At 63.9% G+C, this 19,771-nt stretch carries 15 protein-coding genes; 12 read left to right on the forward strand and 3 right to left on the reverse strand.

What is annotated here, in order from left to right:
• Window positions 1-66 precede the first annotated feature (66 nt).
• The 6 genes from acs to LFT47_RS17900 all read left to right on the forward strand — a co-directional run bounded on the left by acs (window position 67) and on the right by LFT47_RS17900 (window position 8,408).
• Window positions 67-2,103, forward strand: coding sequence for an acetate--CoA ligase (acs, locus tag LFT47_RS17875; RefSeq protein WP_236812752.1), 2,037 nt, complete (start codon window positions 67-69; stop codon window positions 2,101-2,103).
• Window positions 2,104-2,299: 196 nt separating this feature from the next.
• Window positions 2,300-3,616, forward strand: a complete 1,317-nt coding sequence (locus LFT47_RS17880; RefSeq protein ID WP_236812754.1) for an ABC transporter substrate-binding protein — start codon at window positions 2,300-2,302, stop codon at window positions 3,614-3,616.
• Between the two features lie 14 nt (window positions 3,617-3,630).
• Complete coding sequence (locus LFT47_RS17885) at window positions 3,631-4,635, forward strand: carbohydrate ABC transporter permease (RefSeq protein WP_236812756.1); 1,005 nt, start codon at window positions 3,631-3,633, stop codon at window positions 4,633-4,635.
• Complete coding sequence (locus tag LFT47_RS17890; RefSeq protein ID WP_236812757.1) at window positions 4,632-5,540, forward strand: carbohydrate ABC transporter permease; 909 nt, start codon at window positions 4,632-4,634, stop codon at window positions 5,538-5,540. Before LFT47_RS17885 ends, LFT47_RS17890 begins: the two co-directional genes overlap by 4 nt.
• A gap of 5 nt (window positions 5,541-5,545) precedes the next feature.
• Window positions 5,546-7,600: a beta-galactosidase gene (locus LFT47_RS17895; RefSeq protein ID WP_236812759.1), complete on the forward strand. Its 2,055-nt coding sequence runs from the start codon at window positions 5,546-5,548 to the stop codon at window positions 7,598-7,600.
• Window positions 7,601-7,628: 28 nt separating this feature from the next.
• Entirely contained in the window at window positions 7,629-8,408 is a 780-nt protein-coding gene (locus LFT47_RS17900) for a DeoR/GlpR family DNA-binding transcription regulator (protein ID WP_236812761.1), read from the forward strand.
• An 88-nt stretch (window positions 8,409-8,496) separates the two neighbouring features.
• Here the strand turns inward: LFT47_RS17900 and LFT47_RS17905 are convergent, their stop codons facing one another.
• Together LFT47_RS17905 and LFT47_RS17910 are read right to left on the reverse strand one after the other, a co-directional pair.
• Window positions 8,497-9,516 carry a LacI family DNA-binding transcriptional regulator gene (locus LFT47_RS17905; RefSeq protein ID WP_236812762.1) on the reverse strand — a complete coding sequence of 340 codons (1,020 nt, stop codon included), beginning with the start codon at window positions 9,514-9,516 and terminating at the stop codon, window positions 8,497-8,499.
• Between the two features lie 13 nt (window positions 9,517-9,529).
• Complete coding sequence (locus LFT47_RS17910; RefSeq protein ID WP_236812764.1) at window positions 9,530-10,732, reverse strand: Gfo/Idh/MocA family protein; 1,203 nt, start codon at window positions 10,730-10,732, stop codon at window positions 9,530-9,532.
• A gap of 228 nt (window positions 10,733-10,960) precedes the next feature.
• On the opposite strand from LFT47_RS17910, the gene LFT47_RS17915 reads away from it, so the two are divergent.
• From LFT47_RS17915 to aroQ, 5 genes are all read left to right on the forward strand, one after another.
• Window positions 10,961-11,902 carry a carbohydrate ABC transporter permease gene (locus LFT47_RS17915; RefSeq protein ID WP_236812766.1) on the forward strand — a complete coding sequence of 314 codons (942 nt, stop codon included), beginning with the start codon at window positions 10,961-10,963 and terminating at the stop codon, window positions 11,900-11,902.
• Window positions 11,903-11,914: 12 nt separating this feature from the next.
• Window positions 11,915-12,874, forward strand: a complete 960-nt coding sequence (locus LFT47_RS17920; RefSeq protein WP_236812768.1) for a carbohydrate ABC transporter permease — start codon at window positions 11,915-11,917, stop codon at window positions 12,872-12,874.
• Between the two features lie 51 nt (window positions 12,875-12,925).
• Window positions 12,926-14,281 (forward strand): ABC transporter substrate-binding protein, encoded by a 1,356-nt coding sequence (locus LFT47_RS17925; RefSeq protein WP_236812770.1) that lies wholly within the window; start codon window positions 12,926-12,928, stop codon window positions 14,279-14,281.
• Between the two features lie 114 nt (window positions 14,282-14,395).
• Window positions 14,396-16,615: an alpha-galactosidase gene (locus LFT47_RS17930; RefSeq protein WP_236818676.1), complete on the forward strand. Its 2,220-nt coding sequence runs from the start codon at window positions 14,396-14,398 to the stop codon at window positions 16,613-16,615.
• Window positions 16,616-16,767: 152 nt separating this feature from the next.
• Window positions 16,768-17,232: a type II 3-dehydroquinate dehydratase gene (gene aroQ, locus LFT47_RS17935; RefSeq protein ID WP_236812772.1), complete on the forward strand. Its 465-nt coding sequence runs from the start codon at window positions 16,768-16,770 to the stop codon at window positions 17,230-17,232.
• Window positions 17,233-17,574: 342 nt separating this feature from the next.
• Here the strand turns inward: aroQ and LFT47_RS17940 are convergent, their stop codons facing one another.
• Window positions 17,575-18,759 (reverse strand): MarP family serine protease, encoded by a 1,185-nt coding sequence (locus LFT47_RS17940; RefSeq protein ID WP_236812774.1) that lies wholly within the window; start codon window positions 18,757-18,759, stop codon window positions 17,575-17,577.
• Between the two features lie 247 nt (window positions 18,760-19,006).
• Between LFT47_RS17940 and LFT47_RS17945 the strand changes: the two genes are divergently transcribed.
• Window positions 19,007-19,684 carry a Crp/Fnr family transcriptional regulator gene (locus LFT47_RS17945; protein ID WP_011775987.1) on the forward strand — a complete coding sequence of 226 codons (678 nt, stop codon included), beginning with the start codon at window positions 19,007-19,009 and terminating at the stop codon, window positions 19,682-19,684.
• Window positions 19,685-19,771 lie beyond the last annotated feature (87 nt).

The raw sequence follows: 19,771 nt of genomic DNA on the forward strand, positions 1-19,771 counted from the left end.
TTGGTGGTGGAGCGGCCTCGCTGCGGGACTGCCGCGCGGCAGAGATCGATGAATGATGAGGTTCACATGTCCCAGGACGCCAATGGATCGACGACCACCGCTGCACCCGGATCCGACGGGGCAGGCAACGGCGATGCCCTCGAAAACCTTCTCCACGAGAACCGGAAGTTCGCGCCCACCGCTGAGTTCGCTGCGAACGCGGTAGTCGGCGCCGAAGTCTATGAGGAAGCGGATGCGGACCGCCCCGCGTTCTGGGCCAAGCAGGCCCGCGAACTGCTGGACTGGGACACGGACTTCACCGAGGCCCTGGACTGGTCCAACCCGCCGTTCGCGAAGTGGTTCGTCGGCGGGCAGGTCAACGCCGCGTACAACGCATTGGACCGGCACGTCGAGAACGGGCTCGGGGACCGGGTGGCCATCCACTTCGAAGGCGAACCCGGCGACACCCGAAGCTACACGTACGCCCAGCTCACCGAAGAGGTGAAGAAGGCCGCCAATGCGTTCGAATCCCTCGGGGTGGCAAAGGGCGACCGGGTGGCCGTGTACCTGCCCATGATCCCCGAAGCCGTCATCACGATGCTGGCCTGCGCCCGGATCGGGGCCGTGCACTCGGTGGTGTTCGGTGGCTTCTCCGCCGACGCCCTGCGCTCCCGGATCGACGACGCCGAGGCCAAGCTCGTGGTCACCGCGGACGGCACGTACCGGCGCGGCAAGCCCAGCCCGCTCAAGCCGGCAGTGGACCAGGCCCTGTCCAGGGAGGGACACTCGGTCCGGAACGTCGTGGTGGTCAAGCGCAACGGCGAACCCGTGGACTGGCACGAGGGCCGGGACCAGTGGTGGGAGGACACCGTCGGCGCCGCCTCGGGCGAGCACATCGCCGTCGGGCATGACGCCGAACACCCGCTCTTCATCCTCTACACCTCCGGGACCACCGGCAAGCCCAAGGGCATCCTGCACACCACCGGCGGCTACCTCACCCAGACCGCGTACACGCACAAGGCGGTCTTCGACCTGCACCCGGAAACGGACGTGTTCTGGTGCACCGCCGACGTCGGATGGGTCACCGGCCACTCCTATGTCGCCTACGCGCCGCTGGTCAACGGCGCCACCCAGGTCATGTACGAGGGCACCCCGGATTCCCCGCACCAGGGCCGCTGGTGGGAAATCGTGGAAAAATACAAGGTCTCCATCCTGTACACCGCCCCCACGGCGATCCGGACCTTCATGAAATGGGGCAAGGAGATCCCGGGCAAGTACGATCTGTCCTCCATCCGGGTCCTGGGCTCGGTGGGCGAACCGATCAACCCCGAGGCCTGGATGTGGTACCGGGACGTCATCGGCTCCAACGCCGGCAAGAACGGGGAAAAGAAGGACCACCCCGCCCCGATCGTGGACACCTGGTGGCAGACCGAGACCGGCGCCCAGATGATCGCGCCCCTGCCCGGGGTCACCGCGACCAAGCCCGGCTCCGCGCAGGTCCCGCTGCCGGGCATCGCGATCGACGTCGTGGACGAGGCCGGCGAGTCCGTCCCGGACGGGCATGGCGGCTACCTCGTGGTCCGCGAACCGTGGCCGGCCATGCTGCGCGGCATCTGGGGGGACCCGGAACGGTTCAAGGAGACCTACTGGTCCCGTTTCGAAGGCATGTACTTCGCCGGCGACGGGGCCAAGAAGGACGAAGACGGCGATATCTGGCTCCTGGGCCGGGTGGATGACGTCATGAACATCTCCGGGCACCGGCTCTCCACCACCGAAATCGAATCCGCGCTCGTGTCCCACCCCTGGGTGGCGGAGGCCGCCGTCGTCGGAGCCTCCGACGAAACCACCGGCCAGGCCGTCGTCGCGTTCGTGATCCTGCGCGGGGATGCCGTGAACGACGGCGACACCACCGTCGCCGAACTGCGCAACCACGTGGGCAAGGAAATCGGCCCCATCGCCAAACCCAAGCACATCCTCGTGGTCCCCGAACTCCCCAAGACCCGCTCGGGCAAGATCATGCGCCGACTCCTCAAAGACGTTGCCGAAGGCCGCGAAGTCGGCGACGCCACCACCCTCTCCGATCCCACCATCATGGCCCAGATCGCGGAGTCGCTAAAGAAGTAGGCTCAGGCCCAAACCACGCGGCGCCATGCCGCCACGCAAGGGCGGCGGTTCTCTGCACAGAGGACCGCCGCTTTTGTGTCAAAAACCCTCCGTCGCAAGAATGTTATATTTAGTTCTTTCATGTTCTCTTTTGAGCGGTTATAGTCGAGTTCTACGTGAGAAAACTCACAAGCACCACGCTTTCAAGGGAGAGAACATGGCAGCGAATCTTGACCCGTTCCAGTCGGCCCACAACGCCGGCCCTGGACGCCGCACCATCCTGAAGACGCTCGGTATCGGCGCTGCGGGGCTCGCCGGCATTCCGCTGCTGACTGCCTGCACCGGTGGCTCCGGGCCGGCTCCCGGGGCCTCCTCGAACAGCCTGACCTTCGGCTCGGGCTCCTCGGACGATGTTCCCAAGGCCGCCTACAAAGCCGTTACCGATGCCTTTACCAAGAAGTCCGGCATCACGGTGGCCACCAACGTCGTCCCGCACAACGACTTCCAGAACAAGATCAACTCCTACCTCCAGGGCAGCCCGGACGATGCCTTCACGTGGTTCGCCGGCTACCGCATGCAGTACTACGCGGGCAAGGGCCTCCTGGCTCCCGTGGATGATGTGTGGGCAACCATCGGCAGCAACTTCTCCGACGCGATGAAGAAGGCCTCCACCGGGCCGGACGGCAAGATGTACCTGGTTCCCAACTACAACTACCCGTGGGGCTTCTTCTACCGGAAGAGCTTCTGGGCCGAAAAGGGCTACGCAGTCCCCAAGACGTTCGATGAGCTGAAGACCTTGGCCACCAAGATGAAGTCCGACGGCATCATCCCCATCGGCTTCGCGGACAAGGACGGCTGGCCCGCCATGGGCACCTTCGACTACATCAACATGCGCCTCAACGGCTACCAATTCCACGTGGACCTGACCGCCCACAAGGAAAGCTGGGACCAGAAGAAGGTCAGCGATGTCTTCGACACCTGGAAGGCCCTCCTGCCGTTCCAAGACCCCAATGCCCTCGGCCAGACCTGGCAGGACGCGGCCAAGGCCCTCGAAGCCAAGAAGACCGGTATGTACCTGCTGGGTTCGTTCGTGACCCAGCAATTCACGGATCCCGCTGTGCTGGCGGACATCGACTTCTTCCCGTTCCCGGAGATCGCCGTGGAAGGCACCGACGCCGTCGAAGCCCCCATCGACGGACTACTCCTCTCCAAGAAGGGCGGCGACAACAAGGCGGCGCACGACTTCCTGGCGTTCATGGGATCCGCAGAAGGCCAGAATGCCTACTCAGCCGTTGATGGCTCCAACATCGCCACCGTCAAGGGCGCCGACACGTCGAAGTTCACCCCGCTGAACAAGAAGTGCGCGGACACCATCGCCAATGCCAAGTACATCAGCCAGTTCCTGGACCGGGACGCCCTCCCTGCCATGGCCAACAACGTGATGATCCCCGCGCTCCAGTCCTTCATCAAGGACGGCACCGTGGACGTCAAGAACCTTGAAGCGCAGGCCAAGACCCTTTACGCAGCCCAGTAGCTGAAGGAATCCCCATGAGTACTACCGCCGAGAAACCGGCAGCACCGGACAGCGAGCCCGGTGCTGCCGGGCGAACCATTGCCGGCAAGAGCCGGTCCGGCACCGGCAGGCGGACCGGCAAAGCAGGCAAGGTCCGCCGCCTCACACGCCGCGACAAATTCATCCTCGCTGTCATGGTGGGCGTGCCTACCCTGATCCAGCTCCTGCTGGTCTGGCTGCCCACGCTCTTCTCCATTGCGCTGAGCTTCACCCGCTGGAACGGCCTGGACCTGAAGGACATCAAGGCCGCAGGGACGGACAACTACCGCTACGTGGTCCAGGACTATCCCCCGTTCTGGCCCGCCATCCAACACAATGTGCTGTGGCTCGTCTTCCTGGCCCTGATCGCGACACCCCTCGGCCTCCTGCTGGCCGTGCTCCTGGACCAGAAGATCCGCGGCAGCAAGATCTACCAGAGCATCTTCTTCACACCCGTCATGTTGTCGCTGGCCCTCATCGGCATCATCTGGCAGCTGTTCTACAACCGGGACAGCGGGCTGCTGAACTATCTTCTGGGCACGGCGGGCACACCGCAAGCGGTGGACTGGTTCGGAAATTCCAACGTCAATATCTGGGCGGCCATGGTTGCAGCTACGTGGCGTCACGCGGGCTACGTCATGATCCTGTACTTGGCCGGGCTGAAGGGCGTGGACCCCTCGCTGAAGGAAGCGGCGTCGATCGACGGCGCCAACGCGGCGCAGACGTTCTTTCGCATTGTGTTCCCGGCAATGCGCCCCGTGAACATCGTGATCGTGGTGATCACGATCATCGAGTCGCTGCGTGCCTTCGACATCGTGTACGTCATCAACCGAGGGACCAACGGCCTTGAATTGATCAGCGCCCTGGTGATCCAGAACTTGATCGGCGAAGGCCAGGTAATCGGCGTCGGCTCCTCCCTGGCGGTGATTCTCCTGGTCATCTCGCTGATTCCCATCGTCTTCTACCTCATCCGCACCTTCGGCAAGGAGAGCAAGGCATGAGCACCCTCGCCAACCCCATCCCGCGCACGGCAGCCGCAAGCGAAACCCGGACGTCCGGGAAGCGCCACTACGGGACGCATATCTTCCTCACCGTCATGGCAATAATGTGGCTGATTCCGCTGGGTTGGTCCTTGTTCACGGCATTGCGTCCCAAGGCCGATACGGACAAATACGGCTATTTCAGCCTGGGCGGCACCTTCAATTTCGACAACTTCATCACGGCCTGGACCCAAGGCGGATTCTCGAAATACCTCCTGAACTCGGTGATCATCACCGTACCGGCGGTGCTCCTGACCCTGTTTTTTGCCTCGATGATGGCATTCGCCGTCTCCCGGGTGAGCTGGAAGTTCAACGTCACGCTCCTGATCATGTTCACCGCCGGGAACCTCCTGCCCCCGCAGGTCCTGGCAGCCCCGTTGTTCGAGATGTTCAAACATGTCACGCTGCCTTACTCCTTCAGCGATTCGGGCAACCTGCTGAACACCTACATCTCGGTGATCGCCGTGGACACGGCGTTCCAGATCGGTTTTTGCACGTTCGTGCTCTCCAACTACATGAAGGCCCTCTCGTCCGACCTGACGGAGGCCGCGCTCGTGGACGGTGCCGGGATCTGGCGGCAGTACTGGAACATCATCCTGCCGCTGTGCCGGCCAGCCCTCGCGGCGCTCGGGACCCTGGAAGTCATTTTCATCTACAACGACTTCTTCTGGCCGCTGCTCTTCATCCAAAGCGGTAACCGGCTGCCGATCACCACAGCCATCAATAACCTGCAGGGCGAATTCCTCAGCAACTACAACCTGCTGGCGGCCGGCGCCACCATCACCGTGATACCCACCCTGATCATCTACCTCGTGCTGCAGCGCCAATTCGTGGCCGGCCTCACGCTCGGTTCCAGCAAAGGATAAAACGCATGGCAATGGATTACATCGTGGACAAGCTGGGCGGCCGGATCGCCTTCGGCGGCGACTACAACCCCGAACAATGGCCCGAAGAGGTCTGGAAACACGACGTCGCCCTCATGAAGGAAGCCGGAGTGAACCTGGTCAGTGTCGGCATCTTCAGTTGGGCCCTTCTGGAGCCCGAAGAAGGCCGGTACGAGTTCGGCTGGCTGGACAGGATCCTTGACCTGCTCCACACCAACGGCATCAGTGTGGATCTCGCGAATGCGAGCGCTTCTCCCCCGCCCTGGTTCAGCCGCAAGTACCCCGATTCACTCCCGGTGGATGCCGGCGGCGTCCGGCAAAGTTATGGTTCGCGCCAGGCCTTCGCGGCGTGCTCGCCGGACTATCGCCGGGCGGCAGCAGCCCTGACGACGGCGATCGTGCAGCGCTACGCGGGGCACCCCGCCGTCGTGATGTGGCATGTCCACAACGAGTACGGCTGCCACAACCAACCGGACTTCGGCCCGCACGCGGAGCGTGGCTTCCAGGAATGGCTCCAGGCCAGGTACGGGAGCCTTGACGCGCTCAATGAGGCCTGGGGAACGGCCTTCTGGTCCCAGCATTACTACGACTGGGCCGAAATCCTGCCGCCGCGCCGCTCGGGAACGTGGGTGAACCCCACGCAGCAACTGGATTTCGCGAGGTTCTCTTCCGATGCCCTGCTTGAGTGCTTCAACGCAGAGGCAGACATCATCAGGGCACATTCGAAGCACCCGGTGACCACCAATTTCATGGGCTTCAACATGGGCCTGAACGCCCCTGTGGACTATTGGCGCTGGTCCGGACACATGGACGTCGTGTCCAATGACCACTATCTGATCGCCGCCGACGAACGGAACTTCCAGGATCTGGCCATGACGGCTGACCTCACGCGGGGCTGGGCACAGGGCAAACCCTGGCTCCTGATGGAACACTCCACCTCGGCAGTCAACTGGCAACCCCGCAATGTGGCCAAAGCGCCGGGCGAAATGCTGCGTAACTCCCTGCAGCACGTGGCCCGCGGAACCGATGGCGTGCTGTTCTTCCAATGGCGCGCCTCCCGCGCCGGGGCCGAAAAGTACCACTCCGGACTGGTCCCCCATGCCGGCCGCGACAGCAAAGTGTGGCGCGAAGTGGTGGAGCTCGGCCGTGCACTCGAGAGCATTTCGGAGGTGGCCGGCTCAACTGTCCAGGCCGAAGCCTGCATCATCCACGACACCGACGCCCGCTGGGGCACCGAACTGGACTCGCACCCCAGCGAGGACGCCCGGAACCTCCCGGAAACACGGCGTTGGCACGATGCCCTCTACCGGGCCGGCGTCACGACGGACTTCAGGCAAAGCACCGATGACCTTTCCGGCTACAAACTAGTGATCGCGCCCATGCTGTACCTGGTCACGGATGATCGCGCGGCAAAACTCCACGAGTATGTCGAAGCCGGTGGAACCCTCGTGATCACCTATTTCTCCGGAATCGTCGACCAGAACGACCACATCCGCATGGACCCTGTCAACGGCGGCGGCTATCCAGGGGCGTTCTCCGAACTTCTCGGCGTGAGCATGGAGGAATTCTTCCCCCTGCGATCCGGCGATGCCGTCGGTTTGAGCCGCTTCGGCTCCGGGACGGTCTGGAGCGAGCTGGGTAAGGCAACCGCGGCGGAGGTTCTTGCCACGTTCGACGGCGGTGCAGCCACTGCCGGGTCCGGCGTCGGCGGCTCGCCGGCAGTGACCCGCCGGGCCGGATCCGCCGGACGCGGCGCCGCCTATTACGTGGCCACGAGCCTGGGCCGCGAGGGGCTCGCCGAACTGGTGCAGCTCATCTCCTCGGACGCCGGCGTGGAGCCGGTTCTGGGTGTTCGGCCTCCGGAAGACGTGGAGATCGTGCGCAGGAGCAACGGCACCAAGGACTGGACCTTCGTCATCAACCACAGCGCGCAGGACGCGGAGGTGGCGCTCGACGGCGTCGAGCTCCTGAGCGGGACACCCACCGGAGGTACGCTAAACCTTACTGCCGGAGGCGTCGCCGTCGTCGCCACTTCCGCCTAGCCACCCGCCGTCGTCCAGAAAGGCTCCGATGCTTCAGGCAGCCCGCCACACCGCCATTGTCGACGCCGTCCAGCGTGAACGGGTTGTCCGTGTCTCGGACCTCGCTCAACTGCTGGGCGTCTCAGCCATGACAGTTCGGCGCGACATTGAGTCGCTCGAGGAGTCCGGACTCGTCGAACGTATCCATGGCGGGGCCAAGATACCCGGCGATGCCCGGACCCACGAGCCCGGCTTCGAACTGAAGTCAACCCAGCTGATCGAGGAAAAGCACGCGATCGCCGTCGAGGCCGCCACCCTGGTCCATGAGGGCATGGCCGTGGGCCTGAGCGCCGGAACCACCACCTACGAGCTCGCCAAGGTGCTCCTTGAGGGGCCACGGATCACGGTGGTGACGAACTCCATCAGGATTGCGGATCTCTTTCACAATGCCTCGGGTTCCCGGGAGGGTTTCCCGGTCATCGTGACGGGTGGCGAGCGGACGCCGTCGGACGCCTTGGTGGGTCCCATCGCCACGGCCGCGCTGAAGCAACTGCACCTGGACACGCTGTTCCTGGGCGTCCACGGCATGGATGCCGACGCGGGATTCACCACGCCCAACCTGCAGGAAGCCGAAACCAACAGGGCCTTCATCAGTGCGTCCCGCAACGTGGTGGTCTTGGCGGACCACAGCAAGTGGGGAACGGTGGGCATCGCCTCGATTGCCCAGCTGGAGGAAGCCGACGTGCTCGTGACGGATTCGCATCTCGGCGAGGATGCGCGGCGCATCCTCGCCGACGGCGTCGGGAAGCTCAGGATCGCCGCACCTTAGCGGGGCCGGCCCCAACTAGCTCGCATTTGTTGTCGTTATGAGCCCTCAAAACGACAACAAATGCGAGCTAGTTGGGCTGGGGAGGGCGTTAGGGGCACCCGCACGATTGCCGGATACGGAGCTGGGTGGGGAAGACCCTGTGCCGCGGGGGTTCGTTGCGGTTCTCGCCCACCAGCGCGGATACTGCGGCCTCTGCCATCTCCCACACGGGCTGCTCCACCGTGGTCAGGGCCGGCCAGCTGTATTCGGCCTCGATCGAACCGTCGAAGGACGCCACGGCGATATCGTCCGGAACGGACAAGCCAGCCTCGCGGATCGCCCGGAGGAGTCCGATGGCCTGCATATCGGAGCTGGCGAAGATCGCCGTCGGGCGGTTGTCCATGGCCAGGAGGCGTTGTCCGGCAGCATAGCCCCCGGGACGGTCGAACCCGCCGCGGGCGAGCGGCCCAACCGGGAGTCCGGCAGCTTCCAGCGCCCGCCGCCAACCCTCCTCGCGCCCGTCAGCCTCGTTGTCCGCCGTGATGCCCATGGCGAGTCCGATGTTGGTGTGTCCGTGGCCGATCAAATGTTCCACGGCCAGGCGGGCGCCGGCTTCAAGGTCCACGCCCACGCTGTTGAAACCGGGAGCGACCGAGGCATGGTTCAGCAGGACCGAGCGGATTTCCGTGCCGAAAAGCTCCAGTAGATCGGGTTCGAACATGACGCTGGCCAGGACCACTCCATCAACCTGCCGGTCAGCGAGGTTGCGTATGTGGCGGCGTTCGGAGTCCAGGTTGTTGTCGGAATTCGTCAACAGCAGGGCATATCCGCGCTCGGCGGCAGCCACTTCCACCGCGTGTCCCAGCAGGGCCCAGAACGGGTTGCTGGAGTCGGGAATCACGAGGCCGAGGGTTTGGTTGGACCCCATTTTGAGCGCACGCGCGGCGGCATTCGGCCGGTACCCCAGAATCCGGATGGCTTCCTGGACCTTCGCTTCCGTTGCCGGCGCCACCTTCTTGGGGCCGCCGTTCACCACATAGCTCACGACGGCGGTGCTCACCCCGGCGTACCGGGCCACGTCTTTGCGCGTCACCGGTCCGCGCGGGGTGTGCACTGCCGAAGTAGTCATTGGATCATGCTAGCTACAAAGCCTCCGGAGCATCGCCGAAATCGCGGATGGGAAGCCGCTCGCCGCCGCGGAGGGCGGATTCGTGAGCCACGACGCCGGGAAGCGTGAAGCGCGCCGCCACCCAGGCGTTGACCGGGGGAAGGCTTCCTTTGTTCACGGCCGTGACGAAGTCGTCCACCAGGAACTGGTGGCTGCCTTCGTGCCCGGTGGGGGCTCCCTCGAATTCAACCGGGAGCCGGCCGGCGTCATGCACCGGGGCGAGGCCGGAGATGAACGCACCGCGAAGTTCGGGGGCCACGTCCGCCAGCGAGGGGTCATCGGCCGACATGCTCGGCTTGGTCTCCACCTGGTCCGAGACGTCGAGCACTCCCTTTTTGTCCTGCCACAGCGTGGTGGTGGCCAGCTGTTCAAAGCTTGCCTCCGTGCCGAAGAAGCGGAAGCGCGATTCCCGAATGTGCGAGGGGTAGCCGACGCGGCGCATCTCATTGGTGCGCATCACGCCGCCGTCGTTCATTTCGAACAGCGCCGTGGCGTTGGAGAAGTCATTGTCGAACATGCTGACTTCCTTGTCGAAGACGCCGTCGCCTAGATCGTCCTTGACGCCGATGCAGCTGACGCTCACGGCGTGTCCCGGTATGGCGCCCAGCACGCCTCCGATGGCGTGGGTCGGGTACAGCATGGGCGGGTAGCTTGCAGTTGCTTTCCAGTTTTCGCCGCCGCTGTACTGGTAGGCCTCGTAGAAGCCCAGGTCCATGTCGTGGACATAGTCGCCTTCGGTGTAGAAGATGCGCCCGAACTTGCCGGCGGCGTGCTGCTTTCGGGCATAGACGGTGGCGGGGTTGTAGAAGCTGGTCTCTCCCATGGCATAGACAAGCTTGGTTTCACGCACGGCGTCGATGATTCCGGCGATCTGCTCCTCGGAGATTGCCATGGGAACGGCCGAATAGACGTGCTTCCCGGCGCGCAGCGCCTTGATCACCAGCGGCCCGTGCGTCCAACGCTGCGTGAAGATGGCGACGGCGTCGACGTCGGAGGCCAGCAACTCGTCGAAACTGCCCATGGTGCCGTCGAGCCCCAGCTGTTCAACAGCTTTGGACGCGCGTTCAGGGAGCTCGTCCACTGCGTAGACCGCGGAAACCCCTGGGTGGAGCTTGAAGAGGTGGGCAAATTGGCCGCCAAACTGGCCAAGGCCTACTACTCCCATTGAAAACGTCATTGTTAGCCCTTCGATTCATGTGGATGGCTTCAGAATGCCCTCGCCAGGCCGGGAGGGGCTCAACGAGTGACTCAGGCCAGTGAATCACCGGGATCTACTCGAGTCAACAAAAAGCAAGAAATCTAAAATAATCGAACAAAACTTCACAAATCCACTTGACCCCTTCATATCTACTCGTGTAGATTTCCATCAGTTGTAACCCACATCACAGTCAGGAAAGGGTCGAAGATGACCACCCTTGCCAAACAAGCGGAGCCCGCCGCGCTTCCCCAACCGGGCAAACCAGCGAAGTTCGGCATTCGCCGGATCGGTGACTTGAAGATCGCGTTGCTCTTCATCTTCCCGGCGATGATCGGCTTCGTTCTTTTCTTCCTGGTCCCCACCATCCGGGGGATCTACCTCAGCTTCACCGAGTACAGCATCCTGGGTGATCCCACCTGGATCGGCCTGAAAAACTACACGACGATTTTCAGCGACGACCTGTTCTGGAACGCCATGGCGGTCACCGTGCAGTACGTGGCACTGAACATCGGCTTCCAGACCGTCATCGCCATCGGACTCGCGCTCCTCATGCACCGCGTGGCCAAATCGACCTTCATCCGCGGCGTCCTGCTGCTGCCGTTCCTGGTGGCGAACGTGATCGTCGCACTGCTCTGGTTCTGGATGCTGGACTACCAGCTGGGCATCGTCAATGAAGTCATCAGCTGGATGGGACTGCCCCGCATCGCCTTCTTCGGCAGCGAACAGTGGGCCATTCCCACCATTGCCTTCGTCAACGTCTGGCGGCACATGGGCTACACCGCCCTGCTGATCTTCGCAGGACTCCAGTCCATCCCCAACCACGTCTACGAAGTAGCCAACCTTGACGGGGCCTCCCCCACCCGCACCTTCTGGAGCATCACCATGCCGCTCCTTCGCCCGGTGCTGGCCCTGGTCCTGGTGGTCACCGTGATCGGTTCATTCCAAGTCTTCGACACCGTGGCTGTCACTACGCAAGGCGGACCTGTCAATGCCTCCAGGGTCATCCAGATGTACATCTACCAGAAGGCCTTCGGCGAGTCCGACTTCGGCTACGCCTCAGCGCTGTCCGTGATTCTCTTCATCATTCTCGCCCTGGTGGCCTTCATCCAGATGAAGTTCCTCAAGGGCAACGAGACGGACCTGGACTAAGGAAACCCCGCCATGAGTACCTCCACCAATTCCCGCCACTCCCGCGAGTCAGCCACCGCCGTCGTCGGGTCCCCGCAGTCGCGCCGCCCCCGCACGAAACCCTTCAACTGGCGCCGCGCAGGCGCCTGGATCCTCGTAGTGACCGCCGTCGTGGTCACGGTCGCTCCGTTCCTCTGGATGCTCCGGACAGCATTGTCCAGCAACCATTCGCTGGCCTCGAACGCCGGCAACCTCCTTCCGGCCGATTTCAGCTGGGGCGCGTTCCAGCGGGTCTTCGGGTTGCAAAGCCCCGAGCAAGCCATCGCCGAAGGCGGTTCCGGCGCCGACATCAATTTCTGGCTCTACCTGCGCAACTCGATCATCTTCGCCACCATGACCACCGCGGGCCAGGTGTTCTTCAGCGCAATGGCCGCCTACGCCTTTTCCAGGCTGCGCTGGCCCGGCCGGAACAAGGTCTTCGCGATCTTCCTGGCCACCATGATGGTCCCGCCGATCTTCACGGCGTTGCCCAACTTCCTGATGATCAAGAACCTGGGCCTGCTCAACACCTTCGCCGGACTGGCACTGCCCTTTATGTTCATGACGCCGTTCGCCATCTTCTTCCTGCGCCAGTTCTTCCTCAGCATGTCCCGCGAAGTGGAAGAGGCCGCCATGCTCGACGGCGCCAAGCACCTCCGGATCTTCTTCCAGATCGTGATCCCCAACGCCGCAGCACCCTTGGCCACCCTGGCCCTGCTGACCTTCATCGGTCAGTGGAATGAGTACTTCTGGCCGCTCCTGGTGGGCCAGGACGAAAGTGTCCGCGTCCTCACCGTGGGCCTGGGCGTCTTCAAATCCCAGTCCCCGCAGGGGGCGCCGGACTGGAGCGGGCTCATGGCCGCCACCCTCGTGGCAGCGCTTCCCGTCCTGATCCTCTTCATCGCCTTCGGCAAGAAGGTGGTCAACTCCATCGGCTTCTCCGGCATCAAGTAAGTCCTCCGCCAGCACTGCCCCGTTCTATCGCAACCCCCTGAAAGGTCCACCATGAAGAAATCCATTGGCACCGTCGCAGCTGCCGTCACCGTCGCTGTCGCGGCCGCACTATCACTCTCCGCTTGTGGCGGCGGGTCCGCCCCCGCCTCCAGCGAAGCCAAGGGCGAGATCAACTACTGGCTGTGGGATGCCAACCAGCTCCCGGCCTACCAGCAGTGCGCGAGTGACTTCACCAAGGCCAACCCGAATATCACGGTCAAAATCACCCAGCGCGGCTGGGACGACTACTGGACCACCCTGACCAACGGTTTCGTGTCCGGTACCGCTCCGGATGTCTTCACTGACCACCTGTCGAAGTACCCGGAGTTTGCTTCCAAGAAGCAGCTGCTGGCCCTCGACGACGCAGTGGCCAAGGACGGGGTCAAACTGGACAGCTACAACAAGGGCCTGGCCGATCTCTGGGTGGGTCAGGACGGCAAGCGCTACGGCCTCCCGAAGGACTGGGACACCGTGGGCCTCTTCTACAACAAGGCCATGACCGATTCCGCCGGCATCACGGCCGAGCAGATGGCCAAGCTCGATTGGAACCCCAAAGACGGCGGCAGCTACGAAAAGACCATCGCCCACCTGACCGTCGACAAGAACGGCAAGCGCGGAGACGAAGCAGGCTTCGACAAGAACAACGTGGCCGTCTACGGACTGGGCTTGGCGGGCAGCGGTTCCGGCCAGGGCCAGACCGAGTGGAGCTTCCTGGCAGCCACCACCGGCTGGACCGCCACCGACAAGAACCCGTGGGGCACCAAGTTCAACTACGACGACCCCAAGTTCCAGGAGACCATCGCCTGGTGGGCCGGGCTCGCGGACAAGGGTTACATGCCCAAGCTTGAGACCACCGTCGGCGCCAGTGTGGCGGACAACTTCGGCGCCGGCAAGGCCGCCATCAACACCTCCGGCGACTGGATGATCGGCCAGTACACCGGCTATAAGGGCATCCAGACTGCCTTCGCTCCCACCCCGGTCGGTCCAAGCGGCAAGCGTGCATCCATGTTCAACGGCCTGGCCGACTCCATCTGGGCCGGCACCAAGAACCCCGCAGCAGCCACCAAGTGGGTCGAATACCTTGGTTCCTCAGCTTGCCAGGACGTCGTCGCCAACAAGGCCGTCGTGTTCCCGGCGATCAGCGCGTCCTCGGATTTGGCCGCCAAGGCTTTCGCAGCCAAGGGTGTTGACGTCTCCGCATTCACCCAGCAGGTCAAAGACGGGACCACGTTCCTCTTCCCCATCGCGGACAAGGCTGCAAAAGTTGACGGCATCATGAAGCCCGCAATGGACGCCGTACTCAGCGGCAAGAAGCCGGCCAGCTCCCTCTCCGATGCCAATAACCAGGTCAACAACCTCTTCAAGTAACACCAGCCCCTGAAAACCAGTCCGGGCGCCGCCGCTTCACTCCTTTGACGGCGGCGCCCGGACTCTCCACTCCCTCGTAACGCGACACACGACTCTCTGAAAGTGAACCAGCCCATGGACCCGCTCCACCTCCGTTCCGCCGGCACAAGCCTGGTGGTCAGTTTCGATAGCGGAGAGGCCGAAGTGATCCACTGGGGCGCCGATCTCGGCAGCACCCTCCCCGACCTCGCCATCCTGGGCGAACCCATCCCGCACTCCGCCGTCGACGCCAACGTACCGGCAGCGCTCCTCCCCCAAGGCTCCTCCGCCTGGCAGGGCCGCCCGGGCCTGCGTGGCCAGAGAATCGCCGACGGCGTCCCGGGACTGGACTTTTCGCTCCGGCTTCGCGTGGTGGACGTCCAGACTGACGCCAGTTCCGCCGTCGGCTTTGCAGCGGTCACCTCTGCAGTGATTGCCTCTGCAGTGATTGTCCAGAAGGATCCCGACGCCGGGATCACCGTGACCTCCACCCTCACCCTTCACCCCGGCGGCCTCCTCGAGCTGCGCCACACCGCCGTCAACGACGGCACGTCTCCCTTCCAGCTCGACGAACTGGCCACCGTCCTCCCAGTGGGGCCGGACGCCGTCGAACTCCTCGACCTCACCGGGCGCTGGTGCCGCGAACGGCACCCACAGCGCCGGGCCGTCCAGCAAGGGACCTGGGTGCGGACGGGACGCCACGGGCGCACGGGGCACGATTCCTCGCTGCTTTTCGCGGCGGGTACCGCCGGATTCGGCAATCGCCACGGGAAGGTCTGGGCCACCCACCTGGCGTGGAGCGGCAACCACGAACAATTCGCCGACACCGTGGCCGATGGCCGCACCATGATCGGCGGCTCCGAGCTCCTGGGCCCGGCCGAAGTGGTGCTCCAGCCCGGCGAGGGCTACACCACGCCCGCGCTGTTTGCCGCCTACTCGGACCGCGGCCTGGACGGCATCAGCGAAGCCTTCTACAGCTGGTTCCGGTCCCGCCCCCATCATGTCCTGCCCGCGGCTTCCACGGGACTCCCCGCCGGCAACCCCCGGCCGGTGGTCCTGAACACCTGGGAGGCCGTGTACTTCGACCACAGGCTGGACACCCTGATCGAGCTCGCGGAGTCCGCTGCGGAACTGGGCGTTGAGCGCTTCGTGCTCGACGACGGCTGGTTCCGCGGGCGCCGTGACGACCACGCCGGCCTGGGCGACTGGTACGTCGACGAAACCCTTTGGCCTGACGGCCTGACACCGCTCATCGAGGCCGTGAACTCCCACGGCATGGAATTCGGGCTTTGGGTGGAACCGGAGATGGTCAACCTGGATTCCGACGTTGCCCGGGCGCACCCCGACTGGATCGTGGGCCCCGCGGTGCTCTCCCACAAGAACGGCGGGCGCCTCCCCCTGGAATGGCGCCACCAGCACATCATCGACCTCGTGAACCCCGCGGCCTGGCAGTACGTGTTCGAACGGATCGATGCCCTGCTGGGGGAAAACAACATCAAGTATCTCAAATGGGACCAGAACCGGGACCTCAGCGAGCATGGCCATGCAGGCCGGGCATCCGTGCATGCGCAGACCCTTGCGGCCTACCGCCTCTTCGACGAGCTCCGCAAGGCCCACCCCGGCGTCGAGATCGAAAGCTGCTCTTCCGGCGGCGCCCGGGTGGACCTCGGCATCCTTGAGCGGACCGACCGGATCTGGGGATCGGACTGCAACGACGCCCTCGAGAGGCAGACCATCCAGCGCTGGACCGGCGTCGTGGTTCCACCGGAACTGGTGGGCGGGCACATCGGTCCGACCACCTCGCACACCACGGCCCGCACGCACGATCTCTCTTTCCGTGCCATCACCGCGTTGTTCGGGCATTTCGGCATGGAATGGGATGTCCGCCAGGTGCAGGGCGCCGAACGCGAGGAACTCAAGCGCTTCATCGGCCTGTACAAGGAGCACCGCGGGCTCATCCACAGCGGGCGGATCGTCCGTGCGGACGTTCCGGACGACTCGCTGATGCTGCACGGCGTCGTGTCCGACGACGGCGACGCTGGTTTGTTCGCCGTCGTCAGCACCCGGACGTCGTTCGCGGAACAACCCGGACGGCTGGCTATTCCGGGCCTCGACCCCGAGCGTTCCTATAGGGTTCAAGCCATTTTCCCGGCCCCCGGCGATGCCGACTATGCCCGCACGTTCACCCAGGTGCAGCCGCCGGCATGGTTGCCATCCGGGGCCCAGGCGAGCGGCCGATTCCTTGCCGAGGTGGGGCTTCCGATGCCCGTCCTGAACCCGGAGCACGCTCTGCTGCTCAGCTGCACCGCGGAGTAGCTGCTGTTCGGTGTTTCTTACGCTGCGCGTGTTTCTTACGCTGTTCGGCGTTTCTTACGCTGTTCGGCGTTTCTTACGCTGTCGGCGCCGCGGCGCAGCCGGGCGGCGTAAGAAACGCCGGACCGGCTCGGCGCACCGATAGATTGGGAGTCATGACTGAAGCTCCCACCGCCACCGAAGCCGGTCGCGGCACCATCCTCGTCCTCAATGGCCCCAACCTGAACCTGCTGGGCACGCGCGAGCCTGAAAAGTACGGCACTTCCACGTTGGCCGACGTCGAACAGCTCGCCATGGCAGCCGCCGAGGCCAACGGCTTCACAGTGGACTGCGTCCAGTCCAACCATGAGGGCGACCTTCTGGACGCTATACACGGAGCCCGCGGAACCGCCGTCGGGATCGTCATCAATGCTGGGGCCTACACACATACTTCCGTGGCACTGCGGGACGCGCTTGCAGCAGTCCAGATTCCCGCCGTCGAGGTCCACATCACCAATGTGCACCAGCGCGAGGAATTCCGGCACCACTCCTACCTGTCCCCGGTGTGCTCCGCGGTGATCGTCGGCGCAGGAGTCCAGGGCTACAAGCTGGCCATCGACTACCTCGCCACCGCGGTCTAGATCGTCGGACGGAGCAGGGTTCCCTGGGGGACATGCTCATTCTTGGCGGCCAGCGCTGGACATGTGCGCCCCACCCCTCGGGACATGCTCATTCTTAGCGGGTGGGGCTGGACATAATCGCAATATGTCCAGTGCTCAGATCAAGCGCTGAGCATGTCCCGTGGTGGGCAGGGCTACTTTTCAAATCCTGGCAAATGGAACATGCTCAGTCTTCGTGACCAGGGCTGGACATGTCCGCCCATCCCCTTGGGACATGCTCAATGTTCACAGCCAGCACTGGGCATACTGGCAATATGTCCAGTGCTCAGATCAAACGCTGAGCATGTCCCTTTGTGGGCGGGGCTATTTCTTGGTGCACTGGCCCGACGACACCGCATCGCTCAGGGAAGGTGCTTGCTTGGCCACTGGCGAGAGCTCGTCCATAGTGAGGGCATAGCCAACTGCCACATCCGAAGTGGTCTTGGCGAAGACCACACCGGCAACCTGCCCTTGGGTCGTCAGCAGCGGACCGCCCGAATTGCCCGGCTGCACGTCTCCGGCCAGCTTGTAGACCTGCTCCGGGGACGGGTTGTCTCCATAAATGTCCGGGACCAGCAGGGTCGAGATGCCCTCCACCGCGGCCGGTTTGGACTGGAAAGGCCCACCGTGGGGGTAGCCGGCGAAGGCCGCGGGCGAACCGGCCGGAAGGTCGGCACCCAACTGCAGCGGCGCCGTCGGGAGACCGTCGACGGCGACCACGGCCAAGTCGCGTTGGCTGTCGAAGTAGACCACTCGACCAGGCAACGCACCGCCGTCGGGGATTTCCACTACAGGCTGCGACACGCCGGCCACGACGTGCGCGTTGGTCACCACGCGGCCGGGGGAAACCACGAAGCCGGAGCCCGTCTGGTTTTGCCCGCATTGGTAGGCCGTGCCGGCAATCTTCAACACGGAATGGGCCGCATTGTTGAGTGCGGGAGTGTCCGTGCTGGTGTTCGGAACGGGCACAGGAGCCACAGGGCCAATGCCCTCGATGAGCTGCGGAATGCCGTTGCCCATGACGGTGGAACGCAATTGCGCCACGCTCGCCTTGACGGGTGTGGGCGTCATGGTGTCGATGAAGCGGATGACCTTGGAGTCTGCGAGCTGCTGCGAAACGAAGGGCACACCCAAGGAGCCGATACTGAACGCCAACATGGACATGACCAGTGCGGCAACAATCAAGCTGACGAAACCTCCCAACACGCGGTCAAGTGCGTGCAATGGCTGGATGCGCACCGCTTTGCGGACCCTCTGGCCGATCCAGGTACCTAGACCGTGCCCCAGGACAATGAGCACCACCGCCGAGCCGATAATGGCGGTCAGCCTCCAGCCACTGTCCTTCACCCAGTCTCCGACGAGCGGAACCGCAATAAAGGCAGCCGCTGCCCCGACTGCGAAGCCTGCGATTCCTCCGAGCGTCACGAAGAAGCCGTTGCGCAGTCCGTAGATCAGGTAGGAGAGAAGCGTCAAAATCAACGCCAGGTCCAATATGGTCAAGCCGAACACCAAAGCTCCTCACAGCCGAGTAAGCCCCAATTGTAGTTGCACAGGCTGACAGCTTCCCGTCGGCAGCAAGCTGCCGTCCAGATCGCGCAGCCGCCGTCTAGCAGGGCATTCCCGGCCGATTGGGGTGCGGATTTGGGGCTCTTCCGCGTGATTTAGGGCGTTTCGGCTGCCAAGTACGTCACAGAGGCGACAAAATTCTGAAACAATGGCTGAAGCGCCCCAGCCGAACTTTTACTCAGGAGATTTCATGGATATCGAGGTATTGCGCCGCGCACCCCTCTTCGCCACCCTTGACGACGACGCTTTCCGTCTGCTGACGGACGAACTCACAGAGGTGGACCTTTCACGCGGAGCGTCTGTTTTCCGCGAGGGCGATCAGGGTGACCAGCTCTACTTCATCGTGTCCGGCAAGGTTAAGCTCGGCCGCACCTCTCCGGACGGCCGCGAATCCCTCCTGGCCATCCTCGGCCCGGGCGAGCTCTTCGGCGAAATGGCGTTGTTCGACCCCAGCCCGCGCACCGCGACGGCCACGGCCGTTTCAGAGACCCGCCTGGCCGGCCTGAAGAACGAGAGCCTCAACGCCCTGCTGCGCACTCGGCCCGAGGTGTCGGCACAATTGCTCCAGGCCCTTGCCCGCCGCCTGCGCCGCACCAACGATTCCCTGTCCGACCTCGTGTTCTCGGACGTCCCGGGCCGTGTCGCCAAGGCCCTGCTGGACCTCGCGGACCGCTTCGGCCGGCCCGCGACCGACGGCGTCCTGGTGGCCCACGAGCTCACGCAGGAAGAACTGGCCCAGCTGGTCGGAGCCTCCCGCGAGACGGTCAACAAGGCCCTCGCCGAGTTCGTTCAGCGCGGTTGGCTCCGCCTGGAGGCCCGCGCAGTAGTCATCCTGGACATGCAGCGCCTCCGCCAGCGCTCGCGGTAATTTCTAACGACACAGAAAATGCCTGGCGACTCCGGAATTCCGGAGTCGCCAGGCATTTTTCGTTTCGTCGGCGTCGTAGGTCGCCGG

Source organism: Arthrobacter sp. FW306-2-2C-D06B (assembly GCF_021789175.1).
GTDB lineage: Bacteria > Actinomycetota > Actinomycetes > Actinomycetales > Micrococcaceae > Arthrobacter.

Coding starts and splice junctions, on each gene's coding strand:
- acs (WP_236812752.1), top strand. CDS start 67: ATGTCCCAGGACGCCAATGGATCGACGACCACCGCTGCACCCGGATCC.
- LFT47_RS17880 (WP_236812754.1), top strand. CDS start 2,300: ATGGCAGCGAATCTTGACCCGTTCCAGTCGGCCCACAACGCCGGCCCT.
- LFT47_RS17885 (WP_236812756.1), top strand. CDS start 3,631: ATGAGTACTACCGCCGAGAAACCGGCAGCACCGGACAGCGAGCCCGGT.
- LFT47_RS17890 (WP_236812757.1), top strand. CDS start 4,632: ATGAGCACCCTCGCCAACCCCATCCCGCGCACGGCAGCCGCAAGCGAA.
- LFT47_RS17895 (WP_236812759.1), top strand. CDS start 5,546: ATGGCAATGGATTACATCGTGGACAAGCTGGGCGGCCGGATCGCCTTC.
- LFT47_RS17900 (WP_236812761.1), top strand. CDS start 7,629: ATGCTTCAGGCAGCCCGCCACACCGCCATTGTCGACGCCGTCCAGCGT.
- LFT47_RS17905 (WP_236812762.1), bottom strand. CDS start 9,516: ATGACTACTTCGGCAGTGCACACCCCGCGCGGACCGGTGACGCGCAAA.
- LFT47_RS17910 (WP_236812764.1), bottom strand. CDS start 10,732: ATGACGTTTTCAATGGGAGTAGTAGGCCTTGGCCAGTTTGGCGGCCAA.
- LFT47_RS17915 (WP_236812766.1), top strand. CDS start 10,961: ATGACCACCCTTGCCAAACAAGCGGAGCCCGCCGCGCTTCCCCAACCG.
- LFT47_RS17920 (WP_236812768.1), top strand. CDS start 11,915: ATGAGTACCTCCACCAATTCCCGCCACTCCCGCGAGTCAGCCACCGCC.
- LFT47_RS17925 (WP_236812770.1), top strand. CDS start 12,926: ATGAAGAAATCCATTGGCACCGTCGCAGCTGCCGTCACCGTCGCTGTC.
- LFT47_RS17930 (WP_236818676.1), top strand. CDS start 14,396: ATGGACCCGCTCCACCTCCGTTCCGCCGGCACAAGCCTGGTGGTCAGT.
- aroQ (WP_236812772.1), top strand. CDS start 16,768: ATGACTGAAGCTCCCACCGCCACCGAAGCCGGTCGCGGCACCATCCTC.
- LFT47_RS17945 (WP_011775987.1), top strand. CDS start 19,007: ATGGATATCGAGGTATTGCGCCGCGCACCCCTCTTCGCCACCCTTGAC.